Annotated in this window: 9 protein-coding genes; all 9 read right to left on the bottom strand. The window is 29.3% G+C overall.

The window, feature by feature from the left end:
- Window positions 1–33: 33 nt before the first annotated feature.
- Window positions 34–5,043 carry a DUF4132 domain-containing protein gene (locus HMPREF1984_RS08620; protein WP_021767585.1) on the bottom strand — a complete coding sequence of 1,670 codons (5,010 nt, stop codon included), beginning with the start codon at window positions 5,041–5,043 and terminating at the stop codon, window positions 34–36.
- A 38-nt stretch (window positions 5,044–5,081) separates the two neighbouring features.
- Window positions 5,082–5,501 (bottom strand): hypothetical protein, encoded by a 420-nt coding sequence (locus HMPREF1984_RS08615; protein ID WP_021767584.1) that lies wholly within the window; start codon window positions 5,499–5,501, stop codon window positions 5,082–5,084.
- A 12-nt stretch (window positions 5,502–5,513) separates the two neighbouring features.
- Window positions 5,514–6,251: a hypothetical protein gene (locus HMPREF1984_RS08610; RefSeq protein WP_021767583.1), complete on the bottom strand. Its 738-nt coding sequence runs from the start codon at window positions 6,249–6,251 to the stop codon at window positions 5,514–5,516.
- The gene (locus HMPREF1984_RS08605) at window positions 6,248–7,030 is read right to left on the bottom strand and encodes a hypothetical protein (protein ID WP_021767582.1); all 783 of its coding nucleotides are present in this window, start codon (window positions 7,028–7,030) and stop codon (window positions 6,248–6,250) included. Before HMPREF1984_RS08605 ends, HMPREF1984_RS08610 begins: the two co-directional genes overlap by 4 nt.
- A gap of 196 nt (window positions 7,031–7,226) precedes the next feature.
- On the bottom strand, window positions 7,227–7,769 hold the full coding sequence (locus HMPREF1984_RS08600) for a hypothetical protein (RefSeq protein WP_036100388.1): 543 nt from the start codon (window positions 7,767–7,769) through the stop codon (window positions 7,227–7,229).
- 18 nt (window positions 7,770–7,787) lie between these two features.
- Window positions 7,788–8,564 carry a hypothetical protein gene (locus HMPREF1984_RS08595; RefSeq protein WP_021767580.1) on the bottom strand — a complete coding sequence of 259 codons (777 nt, stop codon included), beginning with the start codon at window positions 8,562–8,564 and terminating at the stop codon, window positions 7,788–7,790.
- Window positions 8,565–8,657: 93 nt separating this feature from the next.
- Complete coding sequence (gene aroB, locus HMPREF1984_RS08590; protein ID WP_036100385.1) at window positions 8,658–9,749, bottom strand: 3-dehydroquinate synthase; 1,092 nt, start codon at window positions 9,747–9,749, stop codon at window positions 8,658–8,660.
- A 175-nt stretch (window positions 9,750–9,924) separates the two neighbouring features.
- Window positions 9,925–10,803 (bottom strand): prephenate dehydrogenase, encoded by an 879-nt coding sequence (locus HMPREF1984_RS08585; protein WP_021767578.1) that lies wholly within the window; start codon window positions 10,801–10,803, stop codon window positions 9,925–9,927.
- 94 nt (window positions 10,804–10,897) lie between these two features.
- Window positions 10,898–11,923, bottom strand: a complete 1,026-nt coding sequence (gene aroF / locus HMPREF1984_RS08580) for a 3-deoxy-7-phosphoheptulonate synthase (protein WP_021767577.1) — start codon at window positions 11,921–11,923, stop codon at window positions 10,898–10,900.
- Window positions 11,924–12,164: the final 241 nt, after the last annotated feature.

Raw genomic sequence — 12,164 nt, 5'->3', positions numbered from 1 at the left:
AAATGAAGTTTTTATATCAAAACCTTTATTTTTTTACTTTATCTGCTCCAAAATAAATGGATCTTTTATTTTAGTATCTTCTGCAAATAAAATAATTTTACTCATAATTTCAGCTGTTTTTGGATCTTCATCAACGAATGGCAGGAAAATTCTTCCTCTATGCTGAGAATGTACCGGTAATATATTTATTTCAGCCCCCGCTTTCTGATGAACAACTCCACTTCCCAGATGAACTGTATATTCTGCCCGTTTTCCTTTTATTATAGCATGTCTTTCTGTAAACGTAACATTTGAAAGTTTAAATAATTTAAGGTTAAATTCAATAATTGCCTTTCTCATTTCAACTGTTGAATGACTGGCTTCAGGATCAACTCCACCTACATGAGCTACACTTACAGCCAAATCCACATCTCTCATCACTTCCGTAAAAATTAAATCAGGAACGTCATCTATCATCATCGGTTTAAATGTCTTTCTGTCATAAAAGCAAACCCATTCAAGTGTCGGTGCTTCAATGTCAGAAGGAGAAAACCAGTCTGCCATTGCATAAATTTTTGCTATAATATTGTTTTTATAGTAGATTTTTTGCAACCCTTCTTCATAATCGGCAACCCATCTTCTATTTTTCAATACAGCAACTGTTTTATGTGGCTGAATCTGATGTCCGGCATATCTTAAAGAATTGTCCTTACCTTTTTCATCAGCAGTTTTTACATAAATTTCCCTAAATACCTGTTTAAAAGGCTGTTTTATCTCTTTTGTAAATAAATCCTGCTGATATTCACTCCATTTTCCACTATTGTATAAATCAAGAGCATGAGCAATTTTCAACATTTTATTTTCTTCAAGCTCAATAATTTCACCATTAACAGTTACAAGACTGCCGTCACTGTAATAACCAAGATTATTTTCAGATTTAAAGACAAGTGTGTCAAGCAATGGTGAAATTACAGGATTTTCCATCAGATTTTTTATTTCATAATTATAAAATTCTGTTCCGTCTTCCATTGCCTCTTCCAGCATTTTTTTAGAACGTCTGTACTGTTCTGTCAGATTTTTATTTACTTCCTTAATTTCCTCAATATATTTATTTTTCTTCAGTTTAGCTGGCATTGTTTTTAACACTTTTCCATTTTTCTCAAAAACTATTTTAGTTTTCCCAAATTCATCAATTTTTATAAATACAGCAGTTTCTTCTATTACCTTCGGTTCAAAATATTGTTTCATTTCATTAATTAAAGCTGTTTCCATACTCCATACTAAACGGATTACATCAGAATATCCGGCATTTCTTGATAAATTTTCAAGAGATATTTCAAATGCCTTTGCCTCACTTGCCCTACGCTGAGCCCCAAACTGCTTACTTTCCTTCAGGAATTTCTGTAAAAATTTATATCTCTGAAGTAAATCCTTATCCCTATCCTTTTTAAGTGGAATTAATGAATAACTGGCAACTAGATCCTTATTTCTCTTATCCTGAATTTTTGCTTCAGTTTCCTTTAATTTAAGTTTTCCCTGTGCAGCATCTGCAAACATTCTTGCCCTCGAATGCTTTGCCCCATCTGACACATATTTTGCCGCTTCATAAAGCATCTCAAATCTTTTTGCTCCCAATTCCTTATGAGCCGCTTTAAACCAGTCAATATCAAAAGCCCCTATTGCCAGATCTTCAACAGAAATCGGAGTATATTTTGCAAACAGGCTTTCCATATTTTTAGAAACATCACTTATATGTGCATGGAAATAATAACATGCACTTTCCAGCCCTTCCCAGCCTAAATATTCCTGAATAAGCGGTGTCCAGCGTGGTGCATACATTGCCACTTCTATAAGCCGTTGCTGACTAATTTTACTTCCTTTTATTTTCTTGGCAAAAAGCTTGCTCGTATCATCCTTATCAGGCTGACTTTTTTTCAAAAGGTGACTCAAATTGGATTTTTTAGAATCCTCACTATAATAATCCGAATAATATCCTCCTCTTTCCAGCTTTTCATTTCCCAATGCCATTAAAATCTTAATGAGATTGTCAATTCCTTTTACAACTGGAATCTGATGGATTGTATTTGAATATTCCACAGGAGTTTCCCCTCTTTTAAACTCTGTTTCCAAAATATAGTCAATTACCTTTTGTCCTTCTTTTTTCAAAAATTCCATAACTTTTGGATTATTTTCTTTTTTATCAGAATTTTTATTACCATAAATAATATCGCATAGTGCTTTTACTTTAGATTTTGTATTTTCACGATTGAGGATTTCAATGTAAAACTCATCTTTTTCAATAATTCCCTTTGTTACAGCAAGAGCAAATTCATCAATTGAAATCAGTTCTCCTCTTAATTTACCATCTTCTTTTTCTGCATAATTATACAGTTTTTTATAAATTTTATATTTCAAAATAAACTGTTCGGCAAATTCCTTGTCATTTGAATAATTTTTTATACCATTTTTAGCTGACCGGAAAATTGTATTATTTTCAAAAATGCTTAAATATACATCCTTGTCATCTCTATTTCTTATATAACTTCTCACTTCCTTTGTCAAAAGTTCACTTTCATTCAGATTATTATAAACATAGGAAAAAATCATTTTTCCAAATTTATAGGAATAGTCCCTGTCTTGATCTTCATATTCATTTACAAGTATATTTATAACTTGACTGATTTTCCCAATTGAATAAGAATATTTCCTGTTTACATCAAAATATTTTAATCCATTTGTTTCCTTTTGCTCAGCCTCTATTTTTTCAATTAGCTCATTCGGGTTAAATCCAAGCATTTCTTTTGTATAATTCAAATATCCATTTTCTAAAAACTTTGATTTTGAGAAAAAGTAAAGCTGGTACAATGTTTCAAAATCTTTAATTTCTGTTTTAAAAAATTCCCTCCAAACTTCTTCAAGCGGATAATCCCTTAATTTCTGATTTCTATAATCATACTGGCCATTTAAAGGGTAAATCGGAGAAAATGAATTAGACAGCAGAGTAGTTGTCCCATAAGCTGTCTTATACTCATAATTTTCGTGTTCTGTATATAAGTCATTCAGTTTTTTTATAATTTCCAGAAGTTCATCTGTTGATTTTGTAAATACTTGGCTCATATCCGGTTTTTTTTCTAAAAATTCAGTATTTTCAAAGCTTGGCTCATAATTAATATCATATCCAAGTTTTTCATTAGCAACCTTTTTCTCTTCCCTGTTAACTTCATCAATTAGTACAATTTCACTTGAAGTAGGTTCTTTCACAAGTTTTACATATTTCTTCAATGTTTTCAAATCGTACTTTTTTTCATTTTTAGCCTTTAAAAGCAAGTCAAATGCGGCTAACCGTTTATTTACATCCTTTGTTGTTATGAGATTTTCAACAGTCTCATAAAATGCAGCTTCTTCCTGCATATAAAGTAAACTAATCAGATTCTTACGTACATTTGATGTTTTTAACTTTAACATTCCTTCTATTTCTTTACGGTATTTTGGAACTAAATTATATTTTTGAACTGCCTCAAAGGCCTTGTCTGTTACTCCCGCATCCTTCAATCCATCAATCACATACTTTTCATAATTTTCATTTTCAAGTTTTTGGGATACAAGATTAAAAACATCCTCTTTCACATAGTAACTAAAAATTTTCGAATACTCAAAAATTTTTTCAACATATTCACCTTTTAAAAAGAGGGCGATTATTGCCATTTTATCAGCAATTGCCACTTTATACAGTGAAACCGCATACCATGGGAAAATACAAGGTGAAAAATCCTTTCTGGCTTTTTTCATTTCCTTAAGAAATTTTTCTAATATTCCAAAAAATTCTTTTGCCTCTTTTTCATCCGCAAAAAAATCAGTCAATTTAAATTGGCCACTATCTATTCTATTATAAATTTCATAACTAGTTCCTGTTCTCATAAAGCTATCCAAATAGCATGCAAAAATTTCCAAATCCTTCGGATATTGATAAATAACTTTTTTTGCAGTTTTCCCGGCTAATCTTATATTTTGAATAAGCTGAATATAATATGAAGCAAGCAGGATACTATGACGTTTCCCACCAGCTAAAATTTCTTCAATTGCATTTATAGCTGCTGAAATATCTTCTCTTCCCTTCTGCCAAAGTCCCAGAAGCAGTTCCACATTGTCATCACTTTTCAAAAGCTCATCAGCATATTCTGGATTTTCCACAATTTTCTTAATAATTTCAATTTCCTTCTTGCCAATTCTGTCTGCATACGTTTCACCAATTCCAGTCCATGTTGCCAAAGCCCTTTTCACCGATGAAAATCTTAATAAATCATTGTCATACACAATTTTAAACATATAGTTAAAGTTTTCCACTGTTCCACTGTCCATCGTTTCACAGATTGCCTGTCTCAGCCCTTCCTGAAGCTTTGCGGCCAGCAGTAATTTCCCGGCAAGTTCCACAAGTTCCCGATTATCTGAAGCAAAGATTGCCCTGAAAGTCGTATAATCCAGTAAAAATGTATTATTTTCACTCAACATCAAGTCTTTTAAAAATTCTATGACTTCCTTATTTCCCCTATCAATTTCACACCAGAGATAGTGTAACGCAAAGGAGTATATACCTGGATATTTTTTTCTGTCATATTCACCTTTCAATATTTTCATAATATCCATATCCAAAATATGTAATGTAACCAGATTAGACAAAATATCCCACATATTTATCAAATGATCCGCATAATTTGAACTCAATATCATTTTTCTGTAATACCATCTTGTATAAGGCATTTTTACAATTTTTTGACAAATTTCAAGAAATATTTCCCTAAATTTTTTTCCTATCATTAAATCCAGTGCAGGATAAATTTCTTCAGGATAAATTTCTTCAAAAGTAACATTTTCAATATTTTTAATTTTCTTTTTCATTTCTAAAATTGCAAAGGTTTCGTGCTCATATCTTCCAGTTTTAACATTTCCCTTCAGCACATCTTCAATAAATTTTTGGCTTTCAGGATTTAATTTTTCCTTTTCCTTTCCCAATTTTTCTTTGTAACTTTTTTTCAATTCGTCAGGAATCCTGTAATCTAGTACCATAATTATATCTCCTTATAAATTATTTTTAAATTTATCCGTTACCACATTCTCCCAGCCAGCATCGTAAGTCTGACAAATGTCAGCTCATCATTCTCTTGTAAATCCACCTCGTCGTTTATTTTACCAATCTCCTCATCATTTACAAAAACCCTGTAAATCCCGTCTTCATAACTTTGCAGTGCATTTTCAATAGCCTTTTCCAAATCCTGCTTTTTTCCATTGTAGTCCACTCCAAATGAAATCTTTCCTGCATCTGATAAATCATTAATTTTTTCATCAGTCAGATACGGAACTACATCATTTTCTGTAAGTCCTTCATTAAATTCTTTTACATTTATCGTAACAAATTCTATCAAAAGGTCTTTTACTGTTCCTATTTTCCCTTTAATTTCATATTCCTTCCTGTCAATTTTATTTTTTCTTTTTCCAATCTGTTTTATATTCACATAAACTTTCATTTTTCACCTTCACTATTTTTTCTTCTTCATATTAGGTCTAAATGAAGATTTTAAATCAAAACCTTTACTCTGTATCTTGTTTTCATTAGAAACTTCAGGAATAATTTCCTTTTCACTTCTCTTATTAGATAAAAATTCAACCAGACTTTGCCAGATAAAATCTTCATCAATATACACACCTAATTTTGATAAATTTGGATTATATGTAAATTTATAAACATAAAGATATCTACTACTTTTAGATTTACCAATAAGTTCTATTAAAAGCATAGGTTCATTTAAAATAATATCATCTTTATCTATGTCAGAAGTGATTAGTTTTTTTCTATTAAAAGATAATAAATAATCCCAATCACTTCTAAATTTACTGAAAATACTAAATATGTTTCCATTTTTAAAAGTAATTTCTTTTTTATATTGAAAATCATCTAACTTTCTCAAATCATTTTCATTTTTTATATCAAAATGAGTATATACACCATTTTCAGTAGAAAATAGATGTATTAGTTTTTCTCCAATAAAAAGTATTTTATGAATATTTTTTTCATCTATAGGTTTTGTGTCATTTTTTAAATTTTTACTAAAATCATCTTCTGATATTCTATAATCTATATTTATATTACTTATATTCCCAATCAAAACTTGAAAATATTCACAATAAGTCTTTCTAGTATATACTAATTTTTCATCTACTCCATATTTTGCCACTTTGTAATCATAAAAATCTCTAAATTTGCTAATTATCTTCATATATCCCCCTTATGCTTCTTCTTCATATTAGGTCTAAATGAAGATTTTAAATCAAAACCTTTACTCTGTATCTTGTTTTCATTAGAAACTTCAGGAATAATTTCCTTTTCACTTCTTTTATTAGATAAAAATTCAACCAGACTTTGCCATATAAAATCTTCATCAAAATATATCCCCATCTGCGATAAATTAGGGTTTAAAGTGGCTTTATATACAGAATTATCAAATCTTGCAATTTTTCTATCAATTTTACCAGTATATTCTATTAAGATCATTGGTTCATTAAAAAGAGTTTCTTCTTTTGAGATATTTAGAAATGATAGTAATCTTTTTCTATCATAAGCAAAAAAATCATTCCATAATTCTGCAAAAGCTATATGAATATCAAACTTTTTTCCATCATTAAAAGTAATTTCTTTTGTGTCAGAAAAATAAGCCCAATATTTATATATAGTTCCTTCACTTATACTTTTAGGGTTTTTAATATCATACTGAGTATATATACCATCTTCAGTAAAAAATAAGTGTACTATTTTTTCTCCAACAATAAGTATTTTATTATGATTAATTTTATCAAATAATTTTACGTGTTCTTTTAAATTATTATTAAAATCTTCTACTGAAATTTTCTCAGCATTATTTTCAAGTGGATTAAAATATTGAAATTGCATTTTATAGTAGTCGCAATTAGTTTTTCTATTGTAAATTAACTTTTCATCCACTCCATATTTTGTTACTTTATAATCGTAAAAATCTTTAAATTTACTAATTATTTTCATTTTTCTCCTTTAATTTTTAGGAGACTTCAGTATGAAACTTCTATTCTTAAAATATTTAAATTTTTATTTTACTTTACTTTATCTCCTAATTCTTTCTGTAATTTTAAATTTTTTCTTTTTTTATTTTCTAATATTCCTGTATAATTCATTTTCATCACTCCTATTCTTTATTTTTATTTTTTATAATTTAACTAGCTTAGTTTGAATTTCCCTTATCCTTCTGCTCCTTTTTCTCACCTTTTATGAAAAGAACAGTAAATATAACTGCAGCTATAATCACCCAACCCCAGTCTATATATATTTCTTTACTTATTTTAAAAACTTCCGTCCATGAATATGCCAATCCATTTAAAAATTCAACACCCTGCTCTTTTTTCAAATAATAAGCCAATAAAATCACATCAACAAAGTATACTGCAATCATAGAGAAAATTGTAATTACAGGAATTCCTTTTATAATATCTTTCATTGGTAAAGCTTCATATTTGGGATTTAGCATATTTTCATTTTTAGCATTTGCTCCAAATTTACTTTGACGCACAGGTTCAGTTATATTTTTGCTTTCTATCTCTGTTTTTTTTATTTTAATTCCGAATAACCATCCAAAAAAAACTATAAAAAATATTATTACAGTAATTATTTTATATCCTAAAAAAATCATCGAAAAACCCAAGCAAATCATAGCTGCAATAATGGAACTCAACCCCGCAAATAAAATTCCGTTTAAATATCTCTTCATATTCATACTCCTTTTCATCTAATTTTTATTCAGTTTTCTTATTAAAAAGACTAGCAGATTTTCACAGAAAATCTCCATTTCATTTCCAAAAGCTAAAATAATATTATCATTTAAATCCTTTACAAATATCACTCCATCTGTTACACCAATTATATATTCTTCCCAGTTATATATTTCATCATCAAATATAATATTTTCTTTTGAAACTTTTATTTTCTTTAAATTATCAAGATTTTCAATTTGTTTCTTGTCTGAGAAAAGACTGAAACTCAATTTATGTGATTTTCTAAATGAAAATTCCTCATTTCTTCCATTTTCAATATTTTCTAATGCTTTCAAATAATTCTGTTTCACAAAATCTTCCTGAAATAAGTCAAAAGAATCTTTCTTATACCCACCTGCATTAATTTTTTCCCATTTTCCTTCATTAGATTTGAAAAAAATGGCTGTAAATGTATTTCCTACCATATATACTTCCTTTGAAAGAAAATATTGTAAATTTTTATAATAATTTTTTTCATTTTTTCCTACACTGAAACCATCATCATAAAAATAAATATTTGGATACTTCTTTTTATAATACGAAAATACAAAGAAATCTGCTATACCTAATATAATCAATAAAACTATAAAAATCACTACGGTAGAAACATAAAAATTTCTGCTTATCTCAACAGTAAATAATAAAACTACTCCTATATTTAATACCAGCAAATAAATTAAAAATCTTGCTGAATTAAAAATTATTTTTAACCAGTTCGCCTTTTCCACTTTTTTAAAATTTTCCTGTACCATATTTTATCACTTCCTCATTATTTCAAATAATTCATACAATATCTGAACTTTTTAATTTCATTTTCTGACTACTTTCATTCTTGCAACTAAAATTTACTCAAAAATCTCTTCTGCCCCAATCTTCATAATTTCAACTTCCCCAATTTCCTTTAAAATTACAAAATTAATCCCATCACTCGTACTTTTCTTATCTCTTTTCATAATCTTCGCAATCTCATCTTTCGGATACTCAATTTCAGTTGGCAAATTTAATGCTTTAAGCAATTTTGCAATTTTCACAGCTTCCCCTTCTTTGGTAAATCCTTTTTTCTCTCCAATTTTTGTAATATCCATCATTCCAGCAGAAATTGCTTCTCCATGGCAATATTTCTCATAATTTGTATACTGCTCTATCGCATGTCCAATAGTATGCCCAAAATTCAATATCATTCTTAAATTGCTTTCCTTCTCATCCTTTTCCACAACTTCCTTTTTTATCTCACATGAACGGTAAACAAGCTCATTTACATATTTCATCAGATGTTTACGCAATTGCTGTATATAATTTTCATCATCTTGTAAAACTCCAACTTTCTCCACAATTTCCACAAGTCTGTCAAAAAATTTTTTGTCATAAATACATCCATATTTCACAATTTCTGCAAATCCGTCATAAAAATATCTGTCTGTTAGTGTATTCAGAAAATAATTATCGATTAAAACAAGTTTAGGCTGATGAAATGCTCCAACAAGATTTTTCCCCTCAGGTAAGTCAACTCCAACTTTTCCTCCGACACTGCTGTCAACTTGCGAAACAATTGTTGTAGGAATTTGTATAAATCCAATCCCACGCATATAACTGGCAGCCGCAAATCCGGCAATATCTCCAACAACTCCTCCACTAAATGCAACAACAATATCCTTTCTTGTAAGTCCTGCATTTACCATAGCTGAATAGATCCCAGGCATTATCCCAATATGTTTATGTTTCTCTCCCGCCTGCAGTACAAATATCTTATAATCAAACCCTCTAAACATTCTTTCATACTCATTTTTATAAATCCTGTCTACATTAGAATCAGTAATTACAAATAATTTCTTTCCTTTATAAACCTTTCCAATATATTCAGGGAATCTCTCAAAAAAATTCTCTCCAATTAGAATATCATAAGAATTTTTTCCTAATCCAACGTGCAATTTTTCCATAGTATATCCGTCCTTTTTACATATCATTATAATACAATTTTTCACAACAAAAAACAATATATATTAAAATATAGTAAAATCATCAAATTTAGGAATTTAAAATGATTTTACTATATAAAAAGCTATTTTAAATTATATCTTTCAAGTTTAATTCCACAGTGTAATCAGACACTTCTTAATCAATTTTTTCCCTACGTCTTGTAGACATTATGAATTTTTCTTTTAATGTCCCCAAGTCATTATTATTCAAGGCATCTTTGATTATATCAAGTTCCTTTTCAAACTGCTGTATCATTTCCAAAAGATTTTTCTTATTTCCCATAAACAGCTCTGCCCACAAATCTTCATTTATTTTTGCAATTCTTGTCAAATCACGATAGGAATCCCCAATAAAACGGTTAGTATCATACTTTTCACTGTCACTATTTACAAGCGAAACTGCAATTGCATGGGTAAGCTGACTCGTAAATGCAATAATTTCATCATGTTCCTGTGCAGTAAGAAAACTGACCTTCTTAAATCCCATCTGCTTTACAATTTCTGACAGTAATTCCAAATTTTCCCTTTTATTTTTTTCATCTTTAATTATTATATAATTTGCATTCTTAAAAACCTTGCTATCTGCAAAATCGATTCCCCGTTTTTCACGTCCTGCCATTGGATGTCCAAAAATAAAATCAATATTTTTTCCATTTTTCTTTCTAATTTCTTCTATAATCGGATCAATATCCCTAATAATTTTCTCTTTAATTCCCACAACATCAGTAATTATAGCATTTTCTTTAAAATTATCAATATTATTTACAAAAAATGATTTCATTAAGTTAGGATAAAGAGTAATCACTACAAAATCTGATTTTTCCAAAGGTTCCTTTGTTTCAATAAACCCTTTGTTTATAATATTTTTCTCTTCAGCCTTCCTTAAAGTTTCCTCATCAATATCAATTCCATAAATTATTTTAATACCAATTTCCCTAAAACTCTCTGCAAAAGCTGCTCCGATTACTCCAAGCCCTACTATTGTCACTGTTAAATCTTTTATTTTTTCTATCATAATCTTATCTCATTTCACTATTTTACTCTAAATAACATTTTCTAATATTACTTCTTAATATTATACATAACTCATAATATTTCCAAAAAGAAAACTATTTTGTCTTAAAAGTTTTTCCCAATACATTTGCAATTTTTTCCACATCCTGCATCAAATCTTCAAACACTTCAAATTTTAATGATTGTGGTCCATCTGACAATGCTTTATCTGGCTCTGGATGCACTTCCACCATAAGTCCATCTGCTCCTGCCGCTATTCCTGCCATTCCAAGCGGTTTTACCATCCAGTGCTTTCCTGTTGCATGTGCAGAATCCACAATTATTGGTAAATGAGTCAATTTCTTAATCATAGGTACAGCATTCAAATCCAATACATTTCTATAAGCAGTTTCATAAGTTCTAATTCCTCTTTCACAAAGAACAACATTTTCATTTCCACCTGCCAAAATATACTCAGCTGACATCAGCCATTCTTCAATTGTTGCACTTAATCCTCTTTTTAAAAGTACTGGAATATTAGTTTTTCCAACTTCCTTCAATAAATCAAAATTCTGCATATTTCTTGCACCCAATTGAATCATATCCAAATGTGGTCCAAATTCATGTAACTGTGCAATTGACATAACTTCACAGACAATTGGTAAGTCAGTTTCCTCTTTAGCTTTTTTCATAAGCTTTATTCCTTCCATTCCCAATCCCTGGAATGCATAAGGAGACGTTCTCGGCTTAACTACACCACCTCTTAGCATTGTAGCCCCTGCTGCTTTTACCGCTTTTGCTGTATCAATAATTTGCTTTTCATTTTCAACAGAACAAGGTCCTGCCATCATAACTAAATTATTTCCACCAATTTCCACATTTCCTATTTTTATAATTGAATCTTCCGGCTTAAATTTTCTACTTGCTCTCTTATATGGCTCCTGTATTCTCTGAACATCTAAAACATAATCCAATGACTGTATATGCTTTATATCTATTGTACTTATATCTCCGACAAGTCCTAAAATTGTATAATCTTCCCCTATTATTGGTTTTACACTGACTTTATTTTCAGTTTCAAGTCTTGCAATTATTTCTTTAAGCGTATCATGATCAACACTTCCGTCAATTTTTATAATCATATATCTTCCTTTCCATAGAATTCTTTAGTAAATGATAACAAATATAGGAGTTTATGTCAAATATATAATATTTCTTACTATCATTAAAAATAAAAAAGCAACATACAATCAATGAACTTAAAATTCAAACAATTATATGCTGCATACATCTTATAATTTAATAATATCTATTAAAATATACTATCAATATATCCTATAAAAAACCATCGTATAAAAAAAAATGGCGTCCCCGGTTGGACTC

The sequence above is a fragment of the Leptotrichia sp. oral taxon 215 str. W9775 genome (assembly GCF_000469505.1).
GTDB lineage: Bacteria > Fusobacteriota > Fusobacteriia > Fusobacteriales > Leptotrichiaceae > Leptotrichia_A.
The sequence above is the reverse complement of the archived record's forward strand: the minus strand, read 5'-3'. Positions and strand labels throughout refer to the sequence as shown.